Consider the following 24,974-nt stretch of genomic DNA (forward strand, 5'->3'; position numbering starts at 1 on the left):
TGCATGAGCACCCCCTTATGCACGGGTGATTGCATTGCCAACTCCCTTACTATGCTGCGACCTCGTCCTTTTTTGGGCGGGGTTCTTTTTTTTTATGCTCTAAACCTGTTTACTATCAGTCGTTGCATATGCTACAATGAATTTGTTTCTGTTCGAAAAACTTTAACCAACCTGTTCAAGAACCGCAGGTTGGTCTTTTTTTATGTTTTTTAACAAGAGTTCACAAAATTGTCACACAATAAAACAAGGAAATATGATATAGTAAGTTTGGGTAAAGTAACGGGTTCCCTTATCTCATCAGGTAGGGGAATCCTTTAAGATTACTTTTATCCAAGCATTTCATCAACTACTTAATCCCTTTTTGCCATCAACTCCCACAAGTTGGTGGTGTTTTTTTGTATATCTTTCGGTAAAAAGTTCATAAATTCGACACAATTTCATTTCTAAAATATGGTATATTATAATTGCAAGAAAAATACATAAAATAGGAGATGGAGTAGAATGTCAGGACAAATCAGAATGAGCCCGGCTGAATTACGAGATCGTGCCAAAACATACGGCACAAGCGCACGGGATATCGAACAAATGCTACAACGCTTATCTCAAACCCAAGAACAACTTCGGAGCGAATGGGAAGGACAAGCTTTTGCAAAATTTGATGATCAGTTTAATCAGTTGAAACCAAAAGTAACCGAGTTTGCGAATTTGATGGACCAAATTGAACAACAACTTCAAAAAACAGCCACTGCGGTGGAAGAACAAGACCAACAACTTTCTCAAAACTTCGGATTTTAAGCCTAATACCGAATACGCCCCTTATGAGTTTCTCGTAAGAGTCGTTTTTTCTAAAAAGTAAGAAGGAGAGGAGCATGAATGAGCACAGTAGCGAGTGATTTAGGCCAAGCCTCCGAAAAAGCCACCGCGCTTCAACAGGCGGTTTCGACACTTCAAAAACAAGGAACAACCGTTACGAAGGATGAAGAAACAACAGTTGGAGGGAACACACAGGCGCACACGGCCATTCAAGCAGAAGTCGAAGCAGTTTCCCAGATTGCGAGTGCGTTAACGGCAGCAAGTACGAACTTGCAAAGTGTCGCGGAGGCCTTTGCCGCGAAAGATGCAGAAATAGGGGACAGCCTTTCATCGATTGGAGGCTCGACATCATGAAGACGTGGACCGAGTGGCAGCAAGAGGAACGGCGGTTAATGGGGAAAGTGGACGAAAATCAACAAAAAAGGCGGGCTGTTCAGCAACTTCAAGAGGCCTATGAGAACCATTTTCGACAAGGACTCCGATTTGTGGAAGAGGTGAGTTGGCAGTTTCGGAAAAATGATCGGGCGTTTTTGCGTGAAGACATGCAAGAACGGGTTTTTTCCCTTTCACGATCCACGCAAGAGCATTTTGACATCATGGAAGAAACCTTGCAACAAGAAAAAAGAGACCTAGAAGAACAAGTCGATGAAGTCGCCTACGGAAAAAGAAAAGCATTCTTAGACGAACAGGAGGGGAAAGCATGAGCATTGATATGTATGTGTCAAAGTCGAAAGCCCAAGCGACTAGTACGAGTCAGGTTTGCCAGCAACATTTAGAGGGCTATGAAGCTCTTCAACAAGCAATTAGTCAGTTTACCCTAGAACCTTTTTTGATAGGAAAGGCATATGACTCAGCTAAAGCCTATTATAGTGCGGTACTCTACCCTTTAGTTCAGGGTGGTATTTTATTGACAGAAGCGACAGAAGAAGCCGTTAAGAAATTCCCGGAACGTTACCAAAGTGAAGTGGATAGTGGGGACTTAAAGGAATCTGAGCTGGAAGAACAAATTCGAAAAGCAAATGACCTTATTAACCAAGCGAATGCGCTTCAAACAGAAATTACACAATCTCTATTACCCGAAACGGATCAGCGAACGCAACTCAATCTCAATCAAGATTTGATCCAGGCTTATCAAACCAATAAGGAAGAACTGGAAGATAAACTTCGAAAGTTACGGGATTTCCATGCGAGTTCGCCGAGTATTTTTTCAGAAATTGCGAGCTTGAAACAGGCCATTGACCAAGGGATTGCCCAAACAAAAACTGCTTGGAATGGAACAAGTGGAACATTTGGGACAACTGGTTTGAATCTGGACTGGGTTAAGACAATTAATCAAAAATGGCAAATTCGTCAAGGAAAACAAGTTATGAGTATTAATCAAATTAATAAAGATGATATAATACAAGATTATGTAGAAACTTATGGGATAAAAAATTCTGAAGCTGAAGTTATCTATGAATTACAAGAAGGTATTTTAAAAACAGCAAATGAAAAAAATTGGGATAATGAACAGGTTATTTATGAATTTAATCGGATTATTGCTTCTTGTGCATCTGATAATTATGTAGCTAGGCGCTGGAAGGCAATCTGTGGAACAATGGAGGAAGACGATTTATATAACCTATGTAAACAGTATGGCTTATCTAATTCTGAAATTAACACATTGAAAAATGCAGTTGATACTCAGCATAAAAATACGACTAGTAAAAAAGATTTGGCGCATGAAGCTGTTCAAATTGCGGCATTTACGGAAAAAAGTTGGACTCGCTTTCTTTCAATTAGTAATGCTCTACACAATATAAGTCATCTTGCAAATGAGGGATATGAGCATGAAGAGATATCGTTTAAAGGAGACGTTGATTCTGGACGCTATGATGATGTTGATTTTTCGTCTGACTTAGATGCGATAAATACCTATAATAAAATGAAGGAAGCAAACAGGGATAATATTTTTAGAGTACAAACGCAATATAACGATGCTATAAATAAAAACGCTATAAATAGAGTGGATGAATTTTATAAAAACTATGGAGATGGTAATAGACAAGTTGGCGAAAAAGTAATTAATCAAATTATGGATGCTGACACAATTGGGAGTAATCATATTAATGGAGGCTATACGGAAGCTGAAAGGAAAAAACATAAAGAAGATTTTTATGAATACTTAAAACGAGGAGAAAACAGTAATGTCAAATAGGAAAAAGATTTTTCTTGGGATACCTTGCATTATAATTGTTATTATTGTAGTAAGTATTTTTATATATGCAAAAGTTTCTGGCTATCCATATGTATATAATAATTCTCATAAAAATAGATATTCTAAGGTAGAAACACTAATGAGTACATCAAAATATGCAGATGAAGTGGAAAAAGCAGGTTATAAGGTGGATCATTATTACTTGAAGATGAACAAACGGATTGTTAGTTTAAAGATTAAAAATAATCCGCGAATAACAATAAGTGCTCCTGCAAATAATAAAATTGACTATGATATTATTATGCATAATGGAAGTAATAACAAGGAGACTATTATTTCTCTGACAGTTAATAAAAGTGGAAAACTGACTTATTATGACGGAAGTGTTTTCGAAAAAGGAAAAGAAACATTAGATTATAAAATAAGTCGAATAGAGGCAGATCAATATCTTCAAGAATGTAATAAAGCAACTGATAAAATGTTAACTAAAGTGTATTTTACTAATTGGAAATAAACACTTGTTTTAGTTCAGAAATTTATATTCCTATTTTTGATAATATGTCTGCTACAGAAAGACAAAAATTAGAGAAGAGCATGGGAGGTTTGAATTTACTCTTGAAGATTTAGCAAATCCTAAAGCTGGAAAGATTGCAGAGGTTTTTGGAGCAGGCGGAGGAATACAGGTTAAATTTAGTACTTCTGTTAGTTGGTATGAAAAATTAGGGTTATTAAAGGAGATAAAGTAAGATGGAATCTAAATTGCAAGAGTATAAAGAAATTCTAGAAAATGATGTTGAACTTTTAGGCTACGAGGCACTCAGATACTCTATCTTTGAAGGCACAGAAAATAATAGACAAGAATATCAAATACGAGTAGAAAAAAGCAATGATAAATTTGAAGTCTATATGACTGCCGATAGAGCCAGCGTTGAGGGCAAGTATGAGTTTGAAAGTTTCTTCGATGCTATGAGCAAATTTTTGTATTTGATGCAGTTAACAGTTTTATCAAATCGTAGATCAGTGCAGAAAGGAGAAAAACCTGAATATCCATGTTCGCTATGGGATAAAAACATATAAAATAAAAGACCTCTTTGCTCCTAATGCAAAAAGGTCTTTTTTTATTTCACGCCCCTAAAATGCCCCTGATTTTATAGTATATATTTTGTTAAGAATTAGATATATAAAACACAAATTATTTTATAATCGCTGATATATCTTCATTTCTTTGAGTGATTTTGTTAACTTTAAAAATGTCACTGAAAATACATATTTATATGCTGAATTAAATGGTATAATGGTGGATGACTTATCGAAAAATAAACTTCCTATTATCATTTTTTCGGAATAAGTGATAAAATTAAGTAGTGTATCTTATTTGATTGATAGTATCCGGAATTCATATAGAATAGCGAGTTTTAGTTAAATTTAGTAGAGGAGAATTAGTATGGCAGGATTATTAAAAAAGATGTTTGAATCCGGTAAAAAGGATATTAAATATCTTGAAAAAAAAGCAGATCAAATTGAAGCTCTTGCAGATGAAACTGCGCAACTATCGGATGATGGTTTGCGTGAAAAGACAGCTGAATTCAAAGAGCGTGTTCAAAATGGCGAAACGCTTGATGACATTTTAGTCGAAGCGTTTGCTGTTGCAAGAGAGGGTGCTAAGCGTGCTTTAGGGCTCTATCCTTTCCGTGTGCAATTAATGGGGGGCGTTGTTCTTCATGAAGGGAATATTGCGGAAATGAAAACTGGGGAAGGTAAAACGCTTACGGCTACTCTTCCTGTTTATTTAAATGCCCTTTCTGGTGAAGGTGTGCACGTTGTAACAGTCAATGAATACTTGGCGCAACGGGATGCTGAAGAAATGGGTGTGCTTTACGAGTTTCTTGGGCTTAGAGTGGGACTTAACTTAAATGAGCTTTCTAGCGAAGAAAAACGTGAACAATATGCGTGCGATATTACTTATAGCACAAATAATGAACTGGGCTTTGACTATTTGCGGGACAACATGGTTGTTTACAAAGAGCAAATGGTTCAGCGTCCGCTTTCGTTTGCTATTATCGATGAAGTTGACTCCATCTTGGTCGATGAAGCACGGACGCCGCTAATTATTTCTGGCGAAGCGGAAAAATCCAATCTTTTATATGTACGTGCCAACACATTTGTTGCGACACTTACGGAAGAAAAAGATTACGCAGTGGATATCAAGACGAAATCAGTTAACTTAACTGAAGAAGGTATGGCACGCGGGGAAAAATATTTTGATGTGGAAAATCTTTACGATTTGGAAAATACCGTCTTACTTCACCACATTGCACAAGCTTTAAAAGCCAATTATACAATGGCTCGCGACGTTGACTACGTTGTTCAAGATGACGAAGTACTAATTGTCGATCAATTCACTGGTCGGATTATGAAAGGTCGTCGCTTTAGTGAAGGGCTTCACCAAGCGCTTGAAGCAAAAGAAAATGTCACGATTCAAAATGAATCAAAAACAATGGCCACTATCACATTCCAAAACTACTTCCGGATGTATAAAAAATTAGCTGGGATGACTGGTACGGCGAAAACGGAAGAAGAAGAATTCCGAGATATTTATAACATGCGGGTTATTGAAATTCCAACAAACCGTCCGATTGTTCGGGATGATCGTCCGGATTTGATTTATACAACGATTGATGCAAAATTCAGTGCTGTTGCTGATGATATTGCGGAACGACATGCTAAGGGACAACCTGTTCTTGTTGGTACGGTCGCGATTGAAACTTCAGAACTGATCGCAAGTAAATTAAAACGTAAAGGGATTCCGCATGATGTTTTAAATGCGAAACAACATGAGCGTGAAGCCAATATTATCGAAAATGCCGGAAAACATGGTGCTGTCACGATCGCAACCAACATGGCTGGTCGTGGTACGGATATTAAACTAGACAGCGAAGCGCTTGAGGCAGGCGGGCTTGCAGTTATTGGTACGGAACGTCATGAATCACGCCGGATTGATAATCAGTTGCGTGGTCGTTCTGGTCGTCAAGGGGACCCTGGTGTAACTCAATTCTATCTTTCGATGGAAGATGAACTGATGCGCCGCTTTGGTTCGGATAATATGAAGAGCATGATGGAACGCTTTGGCATGAGTGAAGAAGCAATCCAAAGTAAGATGGTCAGTCGAGCTGTAGAGTCTGCACAAAAACGTGTTGAAGGAAATAACTTTGATTCGCGGAAACAAGTCTTGCAATATGATGATGTTCTTCGCCAACAACGGGAAGTCATTTATAAACAGCGTTATGATGTGATTACGGCTGAAAATGGTTTGCGTGAAATCATCGAGCCGATGATTAAACGGACACTCAACTTTATCGTTTCTGCTAATGCTTCTTCTCATGAAGCGGAAGAAAGCTGGAACTTACAGGCGATTGTTGACTATCTCGATGCAAACTTGCTTCCTGAGGGAGCGGTAACAGTTGAAAATTTACAAGGCTTGGATTCTGAAGGAATCGAAGACTTCGTTTACGGAAAAATTACGGAAGTTTACGATGAAAAAGAAAATCTTCTTCCAGAAGAAGACTTCAATGAGTTCCAAAAAGTAGTCTTGCTTCGTGTTGTAGATACTAAATGGGTTGACCACATCGATGCGATGGATCACTTGCGTGATGGTATCCACTTGCGTGCTTATGGTCAAATTGATCCGCTTCGTGAGTATCAATCAGAAGGCTTTGAAATGTTCGAAGCAATGGTTTCCTCCATCGATGAAGAAGTTGCGAAGTATATCATGAAGGCTGAAATTAGACAAAACCTTGAACGTGAACAAGTCGCAAAAGGTGAGGCAGTTGATCCTGCTGAAGGGAAACCTGAAGCGAAGAAAAGACCGGTTGTAAAAGATAATCATATCGGTAGAAATGATCTTTGTCCTTGCGGCAGCGGTAAGAAATACAAAAATTGTCACGGAAAAGAAGCTTAAATCTCGGGGCGCCACTTTTGGCGCCTTTTCTTGTGGAAAAAGCAATAGATTTCTCTAGAAAATTTCGTTATACTAGGAATAGCTTTTGAATAAATCGAAAAAGGTGGAAAAACAATGGAATTAGCAGAAATTCGTAATGTGCTGGAAAAAACGGACAGCCAAATAAAAGATTTTAGGGGGTCTCTTTGACTTAGAAAGCATGGAAGCGCGTATCGCTGAGCTGGAAGATCAAATGCTCGATCCGAACTTTTGGAACGATCAGCAAGCGGCGCAAAAAGTGATTAATGAGTCGAATGGACTGAAAGATACATTTAATGCTTTTCACAAATTGGAAGAAGAACAAGAGAATCTCGAAGTGAGCTTGGAACTGCTTCGTGAGGAAAATGATGCGGATCTGCAGGCGGAACTTGAAGAGGAATTAGATAGTTTTGTGAAAGAGCTGGATGACTTTGAATTGAAACTAATGTTAAGCGATCCATATGATGCGAATAATGCAATTGTGGAACTGCATCCCGGAGCTGGCGGAACGGAGTCACAAGACTGGGGCTCGATACTTTTGCGGATGTATCAACGTTTTGCTGAGAAAAAAGGATTTAAAGTGGAAACACTCGATTATCAAGCAGGCGATGAAGCGGGGATCAAAAGTGTGACGCTTCTCATTAAGGGACACAATGCTTATGGTTACTTTAAGGCGGAAAAAGGGGTGCACCGATTGGTACGGATTTCGCCGTTTGATTCTTCTGGAAGGCGCCATACTTCATTTGTTTCGGTGGATGTTATGCCTGAGATGGATAACGATATTGAGATTGAAATTCGGCCGGAAGATTTGAAAATTGATACGTACCGGGCAACGGGTGCTGGTGGACAGCATATTAATACGACGGATTCTGCTGTGCGGATGACGCATATTCCGACTGGGATCGTTGTTACTTGCCAATCAGAACGTTCGCAACTGAAAAACCGGGAACAAGCGATGAAGATGCTTAAGGCAAAGCTTTACCAAAAAGAACAGGAAGAGAAAGAAGCGGAACTGGCTGAAATTCGGGGAGAACAAAAAGAAATCGGCTGGGGAAGCCAAATCCGTTCTTATGTTTTCCATCCTTATTCCATGGTGAAAGATCACCGCACAAACGTTGAAACGGGAAATATTCAAGCGGTTATGGACGGCGATTTAGACGACTTTGTTAATGCTTACTTGCGTTCACGTATTAACTGATTCGGAGGGAAACTATGGGGAAAAACTTTCATTCGCCCGTTGTACGTCAATTGCACGATTATTTATTTGTCATTTTAGGAGCTGCTGTTATTGCGCTTGCTTTCAATGTGCTGCTTTTGCCTAACCACATTGCGTCTGGCGGCGTAAGTGGTATTAGTACCATCCTTTACTATTTGACTGGATGGATGCCGGCGTTTATTCAGTGGGCCTTAAATATTCCGTTATTTATTGCCGGCATTGTTATTCTTGGTTACCAGTTTGGTTTAAAAACATTCGTTGGAACAATGGCTGTTCCATTGTTTGTTTATCTTTCTCAAGGGTTCGATCCTTGGACAAAAGAACCGCTAATTGGTGCGCTATTTGGTGGCGTTTTGGTTGGGCTTGGGCTTGGAATTGTGTTCCGGGGGAAAGCATCAACTGGTGGGACAGACGTGATTGCACAAATTTTGCATAAATACACCCATTTGTCACTTGGCATTTGTATGGCGTTGATTGACGGAGCGGTGGTTGTACTTGCGATGATAACGTTTGATATTGAATCGGGCTTGTTTGCTTTAGTTGGTTTATTCGCGACGAGTAAGACAATTGATTTAGTACAAGTGGGCTTAGATCAATCGAAAACGGTGCTGATTATTTCGGAGCACCAAGAAGCTATACGTGAAGCAGTCCTGTTTCAAGTCGGACGAGGTATTACGCGTCTTGAAGCAAAAGGCGGCTACACGGATGATGAAAAGCAAATTCTTTTATGCGTTAGTCAACAACGTGGTTTTCAAAAATTGAAAGAAGTGATTAAAGAAATCGATCCAAATGCGTTTGTTGTTGTCATGAGTGCAAGTGAAGTCATGGGAGAAGGTTTTAACCGTTAAATAAGACAGTCGTTCTAAAATGGAACGGCTGTCTTTTTATATAACAGTTTGATGACAGAAAATTTTGTGATCGAGTGAACATGAGCGAATTGAAGCTTTGATCGGTCTATGCCTCTGCTTAAAAACTGTAATGATTTTTAATATCACTGTAATGTTATTTTGCCTTGAAAAACGATACAATAGGTTCATCGGGAAAATTGATGTTTAGTAAACAGCAATTCCTGAAAGAAAAATGTTGAAGTCAAATTCATTGTGAAATTAAAAAGTGAACATCCATTTTGCAACTGTGTATTACAACAAGACACAGATTGTCATGTGCTGAAATATAACTGTAATGCAATTAACCTAAAGTTGAAAAACTAGAATGTTATAATAGTCTCTGTTGTGACAGACTCCTTGTCACGAAGTAACAGTTTTATATCGAAGGTTATCATTGCATTACCTTTAAACCGAAGCTATTAAGAAAGGCGAGTAAGGTGATTAAATGATAGTTATGGAAGACGTTTATAAGAAGTACCCGAATGGCATCACTGCTGCCAATGGTCTGAATGTTAAAATCGACCAAGGGGAATTCGTCTATGTTGTTGGTCCAAGTGGAGCTGGTAAATCCACTTTTATTAAAATGATTTACCGAGAAGAAAGAGCAACCAAAGGAAACATTCAAGTTGATCGGTTTGATCTTATCAACATGAAAAACAAGGAAGTTCCTTACTTGAGACGAGATGTTGGCGTCGTTTTCCAAGATTTTAAATTACTTCAAAGTAAAACTGTTTATGAAAACATTGCTTATGCGATGGAAGTCGTGGAAAAAGATCCAGCTGAAATTAAAGATCGTGTCATGGAAGTGCTTGATTTGGTCAATTTAAAGCACAAGGTCCGAATGATGCCCGACGAACTCTCAGGAGGAGAACAACAGCGGATTTCAATTGCTAGATCAATTGCGAATACGCCTAAAGTTCTGATTGCTGATGAACCAACCGGAAATCTCGATCCAGATACTTCATGGGAAATCATGAATATCCTTGAGGAAATCAATAAAAACGGGACAACGATTGTTATGGCGACACACAATAAAGAAATTGTGAACACGCTAAAACATCGAGTCATTGCTATCGAAAATGGTAGAATCGCCCGTGATGAAGAGCAAGGAGAATATGGATATGAAATTTAGAACAGTTGGACGGCATGTCAAAGAGAGCTTGAAAAGCCTTTATCGAAATGGGTGGATGACTTTTGCGGCAGCAAGTGCTGTAACAGTTACATTGATTCTTGTGAGTGTGTTCTTCTCTATTTTAATCAACATGAATAAACTTGCTTCTGATGTTGAAAATGACGTACAAATTAACGTACATATTTCACTTGGGGCCAATCAAAAACAAGAAGACGAACTAAAAGCGGAGATCGAAAAAGTGAGTGGCGTTGCAGATGTAACGTTCTCCTCGAAAGACCAACAACTTAAAAAACTTGTTGGGGCTTACGGAAAAAACTTCGAACTGTTTAAACAAGACAACCCGCTCCACGATGTTTTTGTTGTTCAGGCCAAAGAGCCAGAGCAGACGAAAAAAGTGGCAACGAAAATTGAAAAACTAAAACATGTAGATGACGCTGAATATGGCGAGAAAACGGTAGATAATTTATTTAATACGTTGAAATGGGCAAGATATGCTGGTGTGATTCTAAGTATTGGATTACTGCTTACAGCGATGTTCCTCATCTCAAACACGATTAAGATTGCTATCTTCTCGCGTCGCAGGGAAATCGAAATTATGAAACTGGTCGGAGCGACAAACTGGTTCATCCGCTGGCCTTTCATTCTAGAAGGCGCTTGGCTTGGATTAATTGGTTCGATCATTCCGGTTATCTTAACTTTTGTAGGTTACATTAACACTTACAATTTGGTGAATCCGAAATTGGCAACAACGTCACTTTCGCTCTTACCACCAACACCATTTGCTTATGAATTAAGTGCACTCATTATCTTGATAGGCGTTTTAATTGGTATTTGGGGAAGTACTATTTCAATTAGAAGGTTCTTGAAAGTCTAAAAAGGTGTACAGAAGTATATACCCGAATCAGTCAAAAATAATCTAAAAAATAAAAGGAAAGCTAGGGAGCTTTTTAGGAGGTAAATTCTTTGAAAAAAAATGCGTTTATTGCAGTCTCACTTGCAGCAGTTATGAGTTTAACACCAGCTTTTACGACAGATGTTTTCGCGGACGTAAATAAGGATATCCAATCGCAGGATAAAAAAATCAGTGATTTGAAAGCTAAGAAAGGCGATTTACAATCGGAACTATCAAAACTAGTTTCTGATATGGATTCTGCTCAAAAGAAAGCGAAAGATTTGCAAGCGGACTTTGACAAAACAGGAAAAGAACTTAAACAGTTAAACAAAGAAATCCAAGAAATCAATGAACGTATTAAAGAACGCGAAGAAGTTTTGAAAGAACGCGCACGCGCAATGCAAAAAACTTCAAATTCAAATGCTTACCTTGATGTTATTCTAGGAGCTGACAATTTCTCTGACTTAGTAAGTCGTGTTTCAGCTGTTAACGAACTTGTTAACTCTGATAAATCGATTTTAGACGATCAACAAAATGATGAAGCTGCACTTAAATCAAAACAAACTGCAGTGAAGAAAACACAAGATAAACAACGTCAAGCAATTGCAGACTTCGAAGCACAACAAAATAAAATCGAAGCTCAAAAAGCAGAAAAAGAAGCGGTTGTTGCTAAACTTGCTCTTGAACAAGCAGGAGCTGAAAAAGCAAAATCTAATCTTGTAAGTGAACGTGATAAACAAGCAGCAGCAGCGGCTGAACGTGCTCGTGAATTAGCGGCAGCAGCAGCGCCAACTGCTGGAGAATCTGTTGCATCAACAAGCAGCAGTTCATCTTCTTCAAGCTCAAATCATACAGCATCTGCAAGCAATGTTTCTTCTTCTAGCAGTAAATCTTCTGCAGGAAGTAGCGCAAGCTCTTCTTCAAACAGCGGATCATCAGCTAGCAGCAATACACCAGCTCCAAGCGGCAGTGGGTATTCTGCAATGATCGCAGCAGCTCGTGCACAACTTGGCAAACCTTATTCTTTAGGAGCTTCTGGTCCAAGCGCATTTGACTGCTCAGGATTTACTTCTTATGCATTCAGAGCTGCTGGAATCAGCCTCCCAAGAACTTCTGGTGCTCAATATGCATCTGCGACTAAAGTAAGTGCAAGTCAAGCAAAACCTGGGGACTTAGTATTCTTTAACTATGGTAGCGGAATTGCACACGTTGGGATTTATGTTGGCGGCGGTCAAATGATCAATGCACAAAATAACGGCGTTAAGTATGATAATATCTCGAGCGGATACTGGGCTCGTTATCTTGTAGGCTACGGTCGTGTAGCAAACTTCTAAAGAGTGAAAAACAAACATTTGAAAATCGAAGAAGTGCCTTTGTCGAATTGTGATAAAGGTACTTTTTTTATAGAAAAACGAAATAAATGTGAGTTAAAAGTAGTAAAAATAAAGTGAGGTAAAGAAATAAGAATGAAAAAAAATAAAACGATTAGCTTTGCTGCAACCATTGCTGCTGCAGTATTAATTTTACAACCGGTGAATGTATTTGCGTCAAACATTTCAGAATTGGAAAAACAAAAACAAGGTATTACAGAAGAAAGATCATCGGTGGAAAAGGGGATTGAAACAAAACACTCTGAATTAAACCAAATCGAATCGGATACTGCTTCTGTTAAAGCAACATTGGAACGTGTTTCTAAGGAAATTGATGAAACGAACGCGAAGTTGAAAGAACAAGTTGAGAAGGTAAATACTGAGCAAAAACAAGTTCAAAAGTTAAAACAAGAAATTGCAACGCTTAAAGAAGAAATTAAGCAACGCCAAAAAGTTCTTGAAAAACGCGCACGAGCAATTCAAACGAGCGGAAGCGGAAAGAGCTATTTAACGATTTTGATGCAGGCGGAAGATTTCAGTGATTTCATTGATCGTGCTAATTTGGTACAAGTTATCGTGAAATCAGATCAAGAAATTATGGAAAAGCAAAAAAGTGATCAAAAATTATTGAAGGATAAGCAAGATGCTTCTGAGAAAAAATTGGCAGAATTAAATAAGATGAAAGATCAAATTATGCTGACGAAAAACAACTTGGAAAGCCAAAAAGCAGAGCAAAATGATTTAATCAGCTCGCTTGCTGCGAAGAAAAATAAAACGGCGCAGGAAACGGCGCTTCTTGAGTCACAAAAAAGTAAGCTTTCGAGCCAAGAACAAACGCTTCTTTCCAACATCTCTGCTGCATATGCAGAAGAACAACGTAAAAAAGAAGAAGCGGCAAAACGAGCAATGGAAGAACAACGTAGACAAGCTGCGGCACATTCTGCAGCATCAGCAAGGTCTGCTGCTCCAAGATCAAGCAAATCTGTACCAGCCGCAAGTTCACCAGTGGCGCAAGCGCCATCAACAGGAGGCGGTTCATCAAGTTCAGCTGGTGGTATGTTCATCAAACCGGCTCAAGGTATTTTAACTTCAGGCTTTAGCGATCGGACGAATCCGGTAACTGGACAACATGAATCTCATAAAGGTCAAGATATTGCGGCAGGCGGCACGGTTCAAGTTGTTGCAGCAGCATCTGGTCGTGTAGTTTTTGCAGGTTATGGTGCGCCAGGAAGTGGCTATGGTGGTTACGGCTATGTCGTTGAAATTGACCATGGAAATGGTTACCAAACATTGTACGGTCATATGCGTGCTGGAAGCTTGAATGTCGTTGCGGGTCAAAATGTAATGCAAGGACAAGCTATCGGAATCATGGGATCAACAGGTCAATCAACTGGACAACATCTGCACTTTGAGATTCACAAAAATGGTGTGCCTATAAACCCAGCTCCATATTTATAAAATTTTTGAAGGCACCTCTCTTTTCTAGCTGTGGAAAAGAGGGGTGTTTTTTGGGGAGAATAGGCGAAACCTTATTTTTATGATATGATGTTCTAGAGTAAGTGAAAAAGGAGAGTGCTAAGTGGGAATTTTGACAGCTATTTTAGTCATCTTGTTAGTGCTAAATGTGTTTTTTGCAGGGGTTACAGTCTTTTTGGAGCGAAGAGATACATCTGCTACGTGGGCTTGGCTTCTTGTCTTAACTTTTGTTCCTATTTTAGGATTCATTATTTATTTGATTTTTGGGAGAAAACTTTCCAATAAAAAGATTTTTGATTGGAAAGGACAAGAAAAAATTGGGATTAAAGAATCAACTGCGAACCAAATTGAGTTGATTCGACAAAATGAATTTCCTTTTAGTGATCCGAATGTGGAGCATTACCGGGATCTAGTTTATCTTTTGCTAGTTAACGATGGGGCTATTTTAACACAAGATAATGACGTACAAGTGTATGTCGATGGACACGAAAAATTCGAAGCGCTAATGAAAGATATTGAAGCAGCGACAGATCATATACATATTATTTATTATATTTTCCACTCGGATGAGTTGGGCAAAAAAATGATTCACTTGCTTGAAAAGAAAGCCAAAGAAGGCGTTAACGTCAAGGTTATCTATGATGCAATGGGGTCAAGAACGACTAAGAAATCTTTTTTCCGAGAACTGGAGAAAAGCGGAGGGATCGTGAGACCGTTTTTCCCGTCTAAACTACCCTTGATCAATTTTAGGCTGAACTACCGGAACCACCGAAAGTTAGCGATTATTGATGGCAAAGTGGGTTATATCGGCGGGTTCAACATTGGCGATGAGTACCTCGGACTTTCGAAAAAATTTGGATACTGGCGCGATACGCATTTGCGCGTCCACGGGAAAGCTGTGTATGCGATGCAAACGCGTTATATCATGGATTGGAATTCGGCGGCGCCTAATCATAAGATTGATTATAAGGCGCGTTATTTCCCGACTTTTCATGGGAAAGGGCAAACGTCGATGCAAATTGTGTCGAGTGGACCGGATTCAGAGTGGCAGCAAATTAAGAATGGCTATATTAAGATGATTAATTCGGCGAAGCGGTCGATTTATTTGCAGTCGCCTTATTTTATTCCAGATGCAAGCTTGTTTGAAGCACTTAAAATTGCTTCGCTGTCGGGGATTGATGTTCGGATTATGATTCCGAATAAACCGGATCACCCGTTTGTTTACCGGGCGACGACTAGTTATGCTGGGGAACTCATGGAAACAGGCGCTAAATTTTTTATTTATGATAATGGTTTTATTCATGCGAAAATGCTTGTTATTGATGGGGAAATTGCGTCGGTTGGGACGGCGAATATGGATTTCCGGAGTTTTCGTTTGAATTTTGAAGTGAATGCCTTTATTTATGAGAAAGCTCTGGCAGCAAAGCTTGAAGATATTTTCCTCGAAGATATTTTGAAGTCTTATCAGCTAACGCCAGAACTTTATAGCGAGCGTTCACTTTGGATTAAATTTAAAGAAGCAGTAAGCCGGTTGCTTGCACCCATATTATAAGAAAGAATCGGTTTTTAGGGGGCTTTTGTAGAGATGAATGTCATAGAAATTATTTTAAAAGGAATACTGAGTTTGCTACTTCAGCCGGTTTTTTACTTATCGATTCTATTAGCAGTCTTGGCTGGCTTTAACCGTGTGAAATGGGAGCGGCGTTCGTTTAGCGTTCGAATTTATTCGCCATTTCTTGAGCTGAAAAACTTTTTCACACTTGGAATCGGAATTGCGATTGTTTTATCTATCGTTTCCTTTTTCATTGGATTCGGCGTCATGCAAGTCTGGATTGTTATTTTTAATATTGTAACGGTTTTGGTTCTGATCGTAGCGATGTTCAGGCTTAGCTCAACAGCAATCACCATTGGGATTTCGAGTTTAGTTTTTTATTTCTGTTATTATTATGATATTAAATTTGGCCCTCTCCAAGACACTTTGTTGTCTTATGATGCGCTTTATATTGATAATTTCATGATTGCAATGACTTTCTTGCTTGCGATTTTATTATTTGTTGAAGCCTGGTTAATTCAACATACCAGTGCAAAGTCGCCATCGCCCTCACTTAGAAAAAGCGGACGCGGTAAGCTTGTCGGCGGGTTCCAGCTTAGAAAGCTTTGGTTCATCCCGCTCATTGCTTTTGTTCCAGGAACGGAAATTACGCATATATTTGATTTTTGGCCGATTTTTAACATTGGTTCTGAATCCTACACGCTAGTGCTATTGCCGCTTGTAATTGGCTTTCAGCAACAAACGCGTTCAGAACTGCCGGAAGATTTAAGCCAGAAAATTGCGATGCAAGTCACCACGCTTGCAGTCATTGTTGCAGCGATTGGGCTAGTTAGCATTGTTTCGCCAGTTATGACGCTCGTTGCCTTCGTGCTTGCGATCATTTCGAGATTCTGGATTTCATGGCGCTTCTACCGGATAGACAAAAATGCACCGCTTCGCTACAAACCAGAACCAGATGGAATTGTGATTCTAGGAGCGCGTGAAAATACGCCGTCGTCGCGGATGCATCTTGTTGCTGGTGAAAAAATCACGGAAGTAAATAGCGTCCCCGTGAAGAACCGAACGGAGCTTTATGAAGCGTTAAATAAAAACCGAGCTTTTTGCAAGTTGAAAGTGGTGGGTTTGAATGGAGAGCCGCGTTTTGAACAGACCGCTCTTTATGAGAACGAGTCATTTGAACTGGGTTTGCTGCTTGTTGAGCCAAGATGATCTTTACAAGCCTGCTTCTTGAAGCAGGCTTGTTTTTTGTTTAAGTTTTTGTAAAAAATTGTGGATTGCTATCCGGCAACGTTAAATCCATGCTATATTTAGGTTAATAAATAGAGGAAAGTTGGAAGAGAGGGAAAGCTTTGTGACAAAAATTTTGGTTGTAGATGATGAAACATCCATTGTTACACTTCTGGAATTTAACATTAAAAAGGCTGGCTATGAAGTAATCACTGCTTTTGATGGTGCAGAGGGATATGAACGAGCAATATCGGAGCAGCCAGATTTGATTGTACTCGATTTGATGTTACCTAAAATGGATGGCATCGAGGTGACAAAAAAATTACGGCAAAGTAAAGTGGATGTGCCGATTTTGATGCTTACGGCAAAAGATGAGGAATTGGATAAAATTATCGGTCTTGAACTGGGTGCAGATGACTATTTGACGAAGCCGTTTAGTCCGCGCGAAGTCCTTGCTCGAATCAAAGCGATCTTAAGACGCACCGCGAAGGAAGACAAATCAAGTGAAGGGGCATCAGGGGGCGGAGAAGAAAATAAATTCGTCATCGGGGAACTGGAAATTCTTCCAGAAAGTTATCAAGCTTTTTTGCGCGGTGAGGCGCTTGAACTTACACCGAAAGAATTTGAGTTACTGCTTTATTTGGCAAAGCATCGTGGAAAAGTGTTCTCGCGTGACCAGTTGCTTGATGCGGTTTGGAACTATGATTACATTGGTGAGACGCGAATCGTTGACGTTCATGTGAGCCATTTGCGCGATAAAATCGAGACGGACACGAAGCAACCGCAATATATCAAAACGGTTCGTGGATTTGGATATAAAATGGAAAGTGCAAAGGAATAAGCGAATGAATAAATTGTGGTTGAAAATAGGTGTTTCGTTCTTCATTTTATTTTTTATTACGATTGTTGTCGTAGGGATTTTTTCTGGTGAACTGATGAAATCAACCTACATGAAAATGAAAGAAGATCAGTTAAAAGATGAAGCGCAAATTTTGGTGCATACACTGAATCTCGGCAATCGGGATTTAGATGGACGTGAAGCAGAACTGAAAGAGGCTGTCGCACCGCTTGGGCAAGAAGTTGACGCTCGAATTACTATTATCAATCAAGCAGGTAAAGTAGTGATGGACTCGAAAGAAAGTCCAGAGAAGCTTGGAAATCATGCGAGCCGACCGGAATTTCAAACGGTACTTAAAGGCGAGAAGTCTGTCGGGATTGCAACAAGAAAAAGCACTACAGTAGGCTACAGAATGCTCTATGTAGCGGTGCCTATTTTGCATGACGGAAAAGTAGATGGGGCTATACGGATTTCGGTTTCACTTGAATCTATTGAAAAAGCTGTGGATACGCTTTGGGGGAATCTGCTCTTGATTTTGATTCCAATTCTACTTATTATTGCAGCGATCAGCATCATTATTGCAAGGCGAATTACACGTCCTGTAAAAGAAATTATTGAAGTTTCAAATGACTTAGCTTCGCACAATTACAGCAGTCGAATTTACGGGAAATCTAGCGGGGAACTCCAAGAGATTTCAGTTTCTGTTAATAAACTAGCGGAAAGCTTAGAACAACAAATGTATGAAATCCGCGAAAATTCTCAGCGCCTATCTGCGATTGTAGAAAATCTTGTGAGCGGAGTTATGCTGATCAACTATGATAAAGAAATCATCATGACCAATAAAGCAATGTATCAAATTTTAGGTGAGCAAGAAATTACTGGAAGAACATTTTATGAGGTGATTAAAAGCTTTAGTGTAAGTCAATTAATTGAAAAAGGCTTTCAAGAAAAGCAGCGCGCACAAGAAGAAGTGTCGATTTATTTCCCAAGAGAAATGATTTTAGACGCCAGCGTGACACCGATTTTGATGGAGGACGGGGAAGTCTCAGGCATTGTCCTTTTACTACATGACATCACGCAAATCCGTCATTTGGAAAACGTTCGCTCTGAATTTGTTGCGAACGTATCGCATGAACTAAAAACGCCAGTAACGGCAGTCAAAGGCTTTGCTGAAACCTTGCTTGACGGAGCGATGCACGACGAAGAGCTGCTACGACAATTCTTAACAATTATTAAAGACGAAAGCGAACGATTGAATCGATTAATTTTGGACATCTTGGCGCTTTCGAAAATTGAACAGAAAACCCTTCCTATTCAAATAGAACAAGTGAACTTAGATGATGTGATTCGTCAATCGGTAGAGATGGTGAGAGAATTTGCAGCTACAAAGTCGATCGAACTGGAACTGCCAGAAAAACACGAACCACCACTTGAAATTGCAGCAGAGCGCGACCGAATCCAGCAAATTCTCGTCAACTTGTTGTCGAATGCGATTCAATATACACAAGCAGAAGGAAAAGTCCGCTTGAGTTTGGACGACGCGGGAGATTATGTCGTGCTGAAAGTGAGCGATAATGGGATTGGGATTCCAGAAAAAGACTTGGAGCGGATTTTTGAACGATTTTACCGAGTAGATAAGGCAAGAAGCCGCCATTCTGGCGGAACGGGGCTAGGTCTCTCGATTGTGAAACACCTGGTGGAAAGTATGGCTGGTGAAATTTTTGTCACGAGTAAAGAAGATAAAGGAACAGCATTTGAAATTAAATGGCCGAAGAAGTAGTTTGTCTTTCGTCCAAGCATATACTTGAAAAACGAAGTTTTGTAACAATCCCAAATTATAGCAAGCTAACCTTAACACGCCTAGGCGAAATTTTCGCCTAGGCGTGTTTTTCTAGCTCAAAAAATTCATTTTCTTGTCATCTTTTTTACGAAATTTAAAGATTTACACGATCTTAACATTAGCTAAATAACGGCTTAATGCTTTCTGGTTATAGTAGGTATTGTAAGGATAACCAATTTATCAAATAAGGTGGGTAATAAAAAAATGAAAAAAAAGGTTTTGGGTATAGCAACAATTTTATCAGCTTTAATGCTTATTCTTGCAGCTTGTGGGGGCGGAAATTCTTCAAATAGCTCAGGCGGTGATAAGGGAACATCTGGTTCACTTACAGCTGTTGGTTCAACGGCGTTACAACCTCTTGTTGAAGCTGCTGGAAACCAATTTCAGTCGGAAAACCCTAAAGCACAAATCAATGTGCAAGGTGGCGGATCTGGAACGGGGCTAACGCAAGTTCAACAAGGCGCAGTTGAAATCGGAAATTCCGATGTGTTTGCGGAAGAAAAAGATGGTGTTGATGCTTCGAAACTGGTTGATCATAAAGTGGCCGTTGTTGGCATGGCTCCAGTCGTGAACAAAGATGTCGGCGTTGATAATTTAACGCAACAACAGTTGATCGACATTTTCACAGGAAAAGTAACAAACTGGAAAGATGTCGGCGGTAAAGATGAGAAAGTAACTGTCATTAACCGAGCTGAAGGAAGCGGAACGCGTGCCACGTTCGAACAGTGGGCGCTAAAAGGTGAAACACCGATTAAAGCGCAAGAGCAAGATTCTTCTGGAACGGTTCGTAAAATTGTGAGCGAAACGCCTGGAGCGATCAGTTATCTAGCATTTTCTTACATTAATAAATCTGTAGTTGGCTTATCTGTCGATGGTGTAAAACCAAATGAGAAAAACGTCGCAACGAACGAATGGAAAATTTGGTCTTACGAGCATATGTATACAAACGGAAAACCAAAAGGACTTACGAAAACATTCCTTGATTACATGGTCAGTGACGCTGTCCAAAAAGATATTGTTCCACAACTTGGCTATCAGTCAATTAAAGAAATGAAAGTGGAACGTGATGCAGACGGGAAAATCACCGAGTTATAAATCAAAATGCGAAAAATAGTGAAAATGGGAAGTCTATCCTTCGTGACTAGGATAGACTTGCCCGCATGTTAGGGAACGGAAGGAGTTTTACGTTTTGGAAATCATGAATGAAGAAAAACTGACACGCGTATCCAAAAAAGCACGCCTTGAATCAAGAGGGAAAATTATTACCTTTATCTGTATTGCTGTGATGGTCATCGCGGCAGTTTCCATCCTTTATTTTGTCATTTCAAAAGGATTATCCACCTTTTTTATTAATAAAGTATCATTTTGGGATTTCATCTCTGGGAAGGATTGGAATCCAACGAAAACAGATGCAGCTGGCAATGCCCTAGTCGGCGCACTTCCGATGATCATCGGGTCGTTTGCGGTAACTTTGCTAGCGGCTTGTATCTCGGCTCCGCTTGCTATTGGAGCAGCGATTTTTATGGTTGAAATTTCACCGCGTTTCGGGAAAAAAGTATTGCAACCAGTTATTGAGCTGCTTGTTGGGATTCCGTCGGTTGTTTATGGATTTATTGGCTTAAGTGTTATTGTGCCATTTATTCGAGAGCATATTGCGGGAAGTGGCTTCGGGATTGCTGCTGCCACAGTTGTGTTAACCGTCATGATTCTACCCACGGTCACATCACTTTCCGTAGATGCAATCAAAGCCGTGCCTCGCCACTACCGGGAAGCTTCACTTGCACTTGGAGCAACAAGATGGCAAACGATTTGGCGTGTCGTGCTTCGCTCCTCACGTGCAGGCATTTTGACAGCCGTTGTATTCGGGATGGCTCGCGCATTTGGTGAAGCATTGGCAGTTCAGATGGTGATCGGGAACTCAGCTGTGATTCCAACTTCACTTTTCGAACCCGCTTCGACGCTGACCAGTATTTTGACGATGGGCATGGGAAATACCGTCATGGGAACGCTCGATAACAATATTCTTTGGTCGCTTGCGATGGTTCTGCTTGCGATGTCACTCTTTTTCATCATTATTATCCGATTCATCGGCCGTAGGAGGAAAGCGAAATGAATGTAAAAACCAAAGACAAGATTGCAACCGGCGTTTTTTACTTCATAGCCGTCCTTATCACCCTGATACTCGCAAGTTTACTTGGTTATATTCTTGTGAAAGGCGTGCCAAAACTTAGCCTCGATTTCCTGACAAACCCTCCGCAAGCATTTAAAGCGGGTGGTGGGATCGGACCTGAAATCTGGAATTCCTTTTACATGTTGATCATAACAATGCTCATTTCGATTCCCCTTGCCCTCGGCGCAGGGATTTACATGGCTGAATATGCCAGAAAAAATTGGCTGACCGACTTAATTCGAACAACCATCGAAGTTTTAAGTTCATTGCCATCCATCGTAGTAGGACTTTTCGGATTCCTCGTTTTCGTTATCCAAATGGGCTGGAGCTTCTCGGTATTATCCGGCGCGCTCACCCTCACGATTTTCAACTTACCGCTTTTGATCCGCGTCGTTGAGGATGCGCTTCGAGCGATTCCAAATACACAACGTGAAGCAGGTCTTGCGCTTGGGATCTCCAGATGGGAAACCATCACGCGAGTTCTTGTCCCAGCCGCTCTTCCGGCGATCATAACCGGCATCATCCTTGCGGCAGGACGTGTATTCGGTGAAGCCGCAGCACTTATTTTCACAGCAGGACAAAGCACGCCGATTTTGGACTTCACAAACTGGAACCCAGCCGATGTCACCTCGCCGCTCAACATTTTCCGCCCGGCAGAAACGCTTGCCGTACACATTTGGAAAATCAACGGTGAAGGAATCATGCCAGATGCACGCGCGGTTTCGGATGGAGCCTCGGCTGTCTTGATTCTATCGGTGCTTCTGTTCAATATCTTAGCACGCTTACTTGGCAAACTAGTATTCAAAAAAATGACGTCTTCGTCTTAAACAAAGGAGTTTTGAAGATGCTGTTAACGAAAAATCAAACCAGTGCAGAGAAGCTGGATAAGCAAGAAACAAGAACTGAAGCTTTGGCGAATGGATCTAGCTTAGCAGCAAGCCGCCATGCGATGGCTACAGAAGACCTCCACGTGTACTACGGCGACAATCATGCGATCAAAGGTGTGGATTTAGCCTTCCCTGAAAATCAAGTTACCGCGCTAATCGGTCCATCCGGATGTGGCAAATCCACTTATTTGCGGGCGCTTAACCGCATGAATGAAGAAATTGATGGCTGCAGGACGGAAGGGAAAATTTTCTATGACGATATCAATATTAATCGGAAAGAAATTGATCTTTACCGGATTCGACAAGAAATCGGGATGGTTTTTCAGAAACCGAATCCATTTTCGAAATCCATCTATGAAAATATTGCATTTGGACTGAAACGTCACGGGATGCGAAGTAAAAAAGAATTGATGGAACGCGTGGAAAAAAGCTTACGCGGGGCCGCACTTTGGGATGAAGTGAAAGACGATTTGAATAAAAGCGCTCTCTCACTTTCAGGCGGACAACAGCAACGGCTTTGTATTGCAAGGGCAATTGCGATGCAGCCTAAAGTTTTGCTCCTTGACGAACCAGCATCGGCACTCGATCCGATTTCGACTAGCAAAATTGAAGATTTGATCAACGAACTAAAAGAGAAATATACGATTGTCATTGTGACGCATAACATGCAACAAGCCGCACGTGTATCGGACTTCACAGCCTTTTTCTATCTCGGCGAAGTTGTAGAATTCAAAGAAACGACGGAACTTTTCACGAATCCATCAGAAAAGCGGACGGAAGATTATATTTCTGGAAACTTTGGTTAAAGGAGCGATTTTAAAATGGAAATGACGACCGAAAAAACCAAATTCATGATTGAAACAACGGATGTTGACTTGTTTTATGGAACTAAGCAAGCTTTAAAAAAGGTTTCGCTTGCGATCAAAGAAAATCAAGTTACCGCACTCATTGGTCCATCCGGATGCGGCAAGTCCACATTTTTGCGGACGCTCAACCGGATGAACGATTTAATTCCAAACGTTAAAACAACAGGTAGCATCCAAATTTCAAATGAAGAAATTAATCAAGCGAAGGTAGATCTTGTGGGACTTCGAAAACGAGTCGGGATGGTCTTTCAACAGCCGAATCCTTTCCCATTTTCGATTTATGATAATGTGGCTTACGGACCGCGGATGCACGGCGTGACGAACCGAAAAGAACTGGATGCGATTGTGGAGCGGAGTCTCCGCCAAGCTGCACTTTGGGATGAAGTCAGCGACAGGCTCGATAAACCCGCAACAGGAATGTCGGGCGGGCAGCAGCAGCGCCTCTGCATTGCGCGAGTTCTTGCCGTAAAACCCGAAGTCATTTTGATGGACGAACCCACCTCGGCGCTTGATCCAATTTCAACAGCCAAGGTGGAAGATTTGATTTTGGAATTGAAAAAAGACTATACGATCGTCATCGTGACCCACAACATGCAACAAGCATCTCGGATTTCCGATGAAACGGCGTTTTTCTTAAATGGCGAAATTATTGAGTTTGCGGACACCACCACCATTTTTACGAACCCTACAAAACAAAAAACAGAAGACTATATTTCTGGTCGATTTGGATAAGGAGTGAAAACACTATGGTAGTGAGAAAGTTATTTACGGAGCAATTAAACGATTTGCATCAACATTTGTTAGAAATGGGGATGCTTGTAAATGAAGCGATTTTTAAAGCCATGAAATCTCTTTCAGAACGGGATAGCAAGCTTGCAGATCAAGTGATAGCGGAAGATAAAGCCATTAACGATATGGAATTATCACTTGAACAAGGTTCTTTTGAACTGATTGCTTTGCAGCAACCGGTCGGAACAGATTTACGAAAAATTGTAACAGTTTTAAAAGCAAGCTCTGATTTGGAACGAATGGGGGACCATGCAGTCAGTATTGCGAAAGCGACGATTCGCTTAGGGGACAGCAAAGTGTTGAAGCCCATCCCAGAGATTCCTGAAATGGGCGAAATTGTAAAATCCATGTTGCACGATGTGCTAAACGCTTATTTAGCGGGAGATGCGGCGGCAGCGCGTGAAATCGCCGCACGTGACAATGAAGTTGATAAGTTGCACCGAGTCGTGTCCCGCAAATGTATTGAGCAGATGCAAGAAAATCCTGATCACGTGGAAGAAATCTCACATTTATTGCTAGTTGCCCAAAACCTAGAACGGATTGGTGACTACATCACAAATATTTCAGAGTGGATTGTCTATCTGGATAGTGGTGAGATTGAAGAGTTGAATAACTAAAATGCCTAAAAAAGAAATTAAATATAGAATGTGTAGAACTAGAGTTTAGGATTTATGGAATAAATAAGATTAATTCACTAAAACAGAGAACAGAAACAGCCAAATGAATTCATTTATAGATGGAGGATTTGGTAATTCTGTTCTTTTTTTGATTTAAATACTAGATATTTATTGCGAAATCAATATAATATAGGAACTTTGTATCGTGAATTAATCAAATATATAATAG

23 protein-coding genes are annotated in these 24,974 nt (G+C 40.3%); all 23 read left to right on the top strand.

Features of this window, described 5'->3' with window-relative positions; all coding sequences use genetic code 11:
* Positions 1–501 precede the first annotated feature (501 nt).
* The 23 genes from HCK02_RS08890 (at position 502) to phoU (ending at position 24,745) form a co-directional block, all read left to right on the top strand.
* A complete protein-coding gene (locus HCK02_RS08890; RefSeq protein ID WP_167629772.1) occupies positions 502–795 on the top strand; it encodes a WXG100 family type VII secretion target in 294 nt (97 codons plus the stop codon).
* Between the two features lie 78 nt (positions 796–873).
* Positions 874–1,167 carry a TIGR04197 family type VII secretion effector gene (locus HCK02_RS08895; RefSeq protein WP_167629773.1) on the top strand — a complete coding sequence of 98 codons (294 nt, stop codon included), beginning with the start codon at positions 874–876 and terminating at the stop codon, positions 1,165–1,167.
* A complete protein-coding gene (locus HCK02_RS08900) occupies positions 1,164–1,517 on the top strand; it encodes a DUF3958 family protein (protein WP_167629774.1) in 354 nt (117 codons plus the stop codon). Before HCK02_RS08895 ends, HCK02_RS08900 begins: the two co-directional genes overlap by 4 nt.
* Positions 1,514–3,010: a T7SS effector LXG polymorphic toxin gene (locus tag HCK02_RS08905; protein ID WP_167629775.1), complete on the top strand. Its 1,497-nt coding sequence runs from the start codon at positions 1,514–1,516 to the stop codon at positions 3,008–3,010. The genes HCK02_RS08900 and HCK02_RS08905 overlap by 4 nt, the downstream gene beginning before the upstream one ends.
* Entirely contained in the window at positions 3,000–3,524 is a 525-nt protein-coding gene (locus HCK02_RS08910) for a hypothetical protein (RefSeq protein WP_167629776.1), read from the top strand. Before HCK02_RS08905 ends, HCK02_RS08910 begins: the two co-directional genes overlap by 11 nt.
* Positions 3,525–3,757: 233 nt before the next feature.
* Positions 3,758–4,087, top strand: coding sequence for an Imm59 family immunity protein (locus HCK02_RS08915; protein ID WP_167629777.1), 330 nt, complete (start codon positions 3,758–3,760; stop codon positions 4,085–4,087).
* 367 nt (positions 4,088–4,454) lie between these two features.
* Entirely contained in the window at positions 4,455–6,968 is a 2,514-nt protein-coding gene (secA, locus tag HCK02_RS08920) for a preprotein translocase subunit SecA (protein ID WP_167629778.1), read from the top strand.
* Between the two features lie 114 nt (positions 6,969–7,082).
* Positions 7,083–8,184 (top strand): peptide chain release factor 2 gene (gene prfB, locus HCK02_RS08925; protein ID WP_167629779.1). Its coding sequence is split into 2 segments (ribosomal slippage): positions 7,083–7,154 and positions 7,156–8,184, totalling 1,101 coding nucleotides; the frame shifts between segments, so codons are not numbered across the junction.
* Between the two features lie 14 nt (positions 8,185–8,198).
* Positions 8,199–9,050, top strand: a complete 852-nt coding sequence (locus HCK02_RS08930) for a YitT family protein (RefSeq protein ID WP_167629780.1) — start codon at positions 8,199–8,201, stop codon at positions 9,048–9,050.
* A gap of 484 nt (positions 9,051–9,534) precedes the next feature.
* The gene (gene ftsE / locus HCK02_RS08935; RefSeq protein WP_115753914.1) at positions 9,535–10,221 is read left to right on the top strand and encodes a cell division ATP-binding protein FtsE; all 687 of its coding nucleotides are present in this window, start codon (positions 9,535–9,537) and stop codon (positions 10,219–10,221) included.
* Entirely contained in the window at positions 10,211–11,095 is an 885-nt protein-coding gene (gene ftsX / locus HCK02_RS08940) for a permease-like cell division protein FtsX (RefSeq protein WP_167629781.1), read from the top strand. The genes ftsE and ftsX overlap by 11 nt, the downstream gene beginning before the upstream one ends.
* A gap of 89 nt (positions 11,096–11,184) precedes the next feature.
* Positions 11,185–12,447 (top strand): NlpC/P60 family protein, encoded by a 1,263-nt coding sequence (locus HCK02_RS08945; protein ID WP_167629782.1) that lies wholly within the window; start codon positions 11,185–11,187, stop codon positions 12,445–12,447.
* A gap of 132 nt (positions 12,448–12,579) precedes the next feature.
* Entirely contained in the window at positions 12,580–13,941 is a 1,362-nt protein-coding gene (locus HCK02_RS08950; protein ID WP_167629783.1) for a murein hydrolase activator EnvC family protein, read from the top strand.
* A gap of 121 nt (positions 13,942–14,062) precedes the next feature.
* Positions 14,063–15,511: a cardiolipin synthase gene (gene cls, locus HCK02_RS08955; protein WP_167629784.1), complete on the top strand. Its 1,449-nt coding sequence runs from the start codon at positions 14,063–14,065 to the stop codon at positions 15,509–15,511.
* A 33-nt stretch (positions 15,512–15,544) separates the two neighbouring features.
* Positions 15,545–16,720 carry a PDZ domain-containing protein gene (locus tag HCK02_RS08960; RefSeq protein WP_167629785.1) on the top strand — a complete coding sequence of 392 codons (1,176 nt, stop codon included), beginning with the start codon at positions 15,545–15,547 and terminating at the stop codon, positions 16,718–16,720.
* A gap of 142 nt (positions 16,721–16,862) precedes the next feature.
* Positions 16,863–17,579, top strand: coding sequence for a response regulator transcription factor (locus HCK02_RS08965; protein WP_167629786.1), 717 nt, complete (start codon positions 16,863–16,865; stop codon positions 17,577–17,579).
* Between the two features lie 4 nt (positions 17,580–17,583).
* The gene (pnpS, locus tag HCK02_RS08970; protein WP_167629787.1) at positions 17,584–19,356 is read left to right on the top strand and encodes a two-component system histidine kinase PnpS; all 1,773 of its coding nucleotides are present in this window, start codon (positions 17,584–17,586) and stop codon (positions 19,354–19,356) included.
* A gap of 264 nt (positions 19,357–19,620) precedes the next feature.
* On the top strand, positions 19,621–20,511 hold the full coding sequence (locus tag HCK02_RS08975) for a phosphate ABC transporter substrate-binding protein PstS family protein (RefSeq protein ID WP_167629788.1): 891 nt from the start codon (positions 19,621–19,623) through the stop codon (positions 20,509–20,511).
* Positions 20,512–20,614: 103 nt separating this feature from the next.
* Entirely contained in the window at positions 20,615–21,529 is a 915-nt protein-coding gene (gene pstC / locus HCK02_RS08980; protein WP_420812343.1) for a phosphate ABC transporter permease subunit PstC, read from the top strand.
* The gene (gene pstA / locus HCK02_RS08985) at positions 21,526–22,413 is read left to right on the top strand and encodes a phosphate ABC transporter permease PstA (protein WP_115753904.1); all 888 of its coding nucleotides are present in this window, start codon (positions 21,526–21,528) and stop codon (positions 22,411–22,413) included. Before pstC ends, pstA begins: the two co-directional genes overlap by 4 nt.
* Positions 22,414–22,535: 122 nt before the next feature.
* Positions 22,536–23,279: a phosphate ABC transporter ATP-binding protein PstB gene (gene pstB / locus HCK02_RS08990; RefSeq protein ID WP_246215567.1), complete on the top strand. Its 744-nt coding sequence runs from the start codon at positions 22,536–22,538 to the stop codon at positions 23,277–23,279.
* A gap of 15 nt (positions 23,280–23,294) precedes the next feature.
* Complete coding sequence (gene pstB / locus HCK02_RS08995; protein ID WP_425482878.1) at positions 23,295–24,071, top strand: phosphate ABC transporter ATP-binding protein PstB; 777 nt, start codon at positions 23,295–23,297, stop codon at positions 24,069–24,071.
* Between the two features lie 14 nt (positions 24,072–24,085).
* On the top strand, positions 24,086–24,745 hold the full coding sequence (gene phoU, locus HCK02_RS09000; protein ID WP_167629790.1) for a phosphate signaling complex protein PhoU: 660 nt from the start codon (positions 24,086–24,088) through the stop codon (positions 24,743–24,745).
* Positions 24,746–24,974 lie beyond the last annotated feature (229 nt).

This window comes from Listeria valentina (assembly GCF_011800755.1).
Lineage (GTDB): Bacteria > Bacillota > Bacilli > Lactobacillales > Listeriaceae > Listeria > Listeria valentina.

Excerpts from the sequence above, each read along its gene's own strand:
- secA (WP_167629778.1), top strand. The coding sequence starts at position 4,455 with ATGGCAGGATTATTAAAAAAGATGTTTGAATCCGGTAAAAAGGATATT.
- HCK02_RS08975 (WP_167629788.1), top strand. The coding sequence starts at position 19,621 with ATGAAAAAAAAGGTTTTGGGTATAGCAACAATTTTATCAGCTTTAATG.
- pnpS (WP_167629787.1), top strand. The coding sequence starts at position 17,584 with ATGAATAAATTGTGGTTGAAAATAGGTGTTTCGTTCTTCATTTTATTT.
- HCK02_RS08905 (WP_167629775.1), top strand. The coding sequence starts at position 1,514 with ATGAGCATTGATATGTATGTGTCAAAGTCGAAAGCCCAAGCGACTAGT.
- phoU (WP_167629790.1), top strand. The coding sequence starts at position 24,086 with ATGGTAGTGAGAAAGTTATTTACGGAGCAATTAAACGATTTGCATCAA.
- HCK02_RS08910 (WP_167629776.1), top strand. The coding sequence starts at position 3,000 with ATGTCAAATAGGAAAAAGATTTTTCTTGGGATACCTTGCATTATAATT.
- pstB (WP_246215567.1), top strand. The coding sequence starts at position 22,536 with ATGGCTACAGAAGACCTCCACGTGTACTACGGCGACAATCATGCGATC.
- pstA (WP_115753904.1), top strand. The coding sequence starts at position 21,526 with ATGAATGTAAAAACCAAAGACAAGATTGCAACCGGCGTTTTTTACTTC.
- pstC (WP_420812343.1), top strand. The coding sequence starts at position 20,615 with ATGAATGAAGAAAAACTGACACGCGTATCCAAAAAAGCACGCCTTGAA.
- ftsX (WP_167629781.1), top strand. The coding sequence starts at position 10,211 with ATGAAATTTAGAACAGTTGGACGGCATGTCAAAGAGAGCTTGAAAAGC.
- HCK02_RS08960 (WP_167629785.1), top strand. The coding sequence starts at position 15,545 with ATGAATGTCATAGAAATTATTTTAAAAGGAATACTGAGTTTGCTACTT.
- HCK02_RS08895 (WP_167629773.1), top strand. The coding sequence starts at position 874 with ATGAGCACAGTAGCGAGTGATTTAGGCCAAGCCTCCGAAAAAGCCACC.
- HCK02_RS08900 (WP_167629774.1), top strand. The coding sequence starts at position 1,164 with ATGAAGACGTGGACCGAGTGGCAGCAAGAGGAACGGCGGTTAATGGGG.
- pstB (WP_425482878.1), top strand. The coding sequence starts at position 23,295 with ATGGAAATGACGACCGAAAAAACCAAATTCATGATTGAAACAACGGAT.
- HCK02_RS08890 (WP_167629772.1), top strand. The coding sequence starts at position 502 with ATGTCAGGACAAATCAGAATGAGCCCGGCTGAATTACGAGATCGTGCC.
- HCK02_RS08930 (WP_167629780.1), top strand. The coding sequence starts at position 8,199 with ATGGGGAAAAACTTTCATTCGCCCGTTGTACGTCAATTGCACGATTAT.
- HCK02_RS08915 (WP_167629777.1), top strand. The coding sequence starts at position 3,758 with ATGGAATCTAAATTGCAAGAGTATAAAGAAATTCTAGAAAATGATGTT.
- ftsE (WP_115753914.1), top strand. The coding sequence starts at position 9,535 with ATGATAGTTATGGAAGACGTTTATAAGAAGTACCCGAATGGCATCACT.
- HCK02_RS08950 (WP_167629783.1), top strand. The coding sequence starts at position 12,580 with ATGAAAAAAAATAAAACGATTAGCTTTGCTGCAACCATTGCTGCTGCA.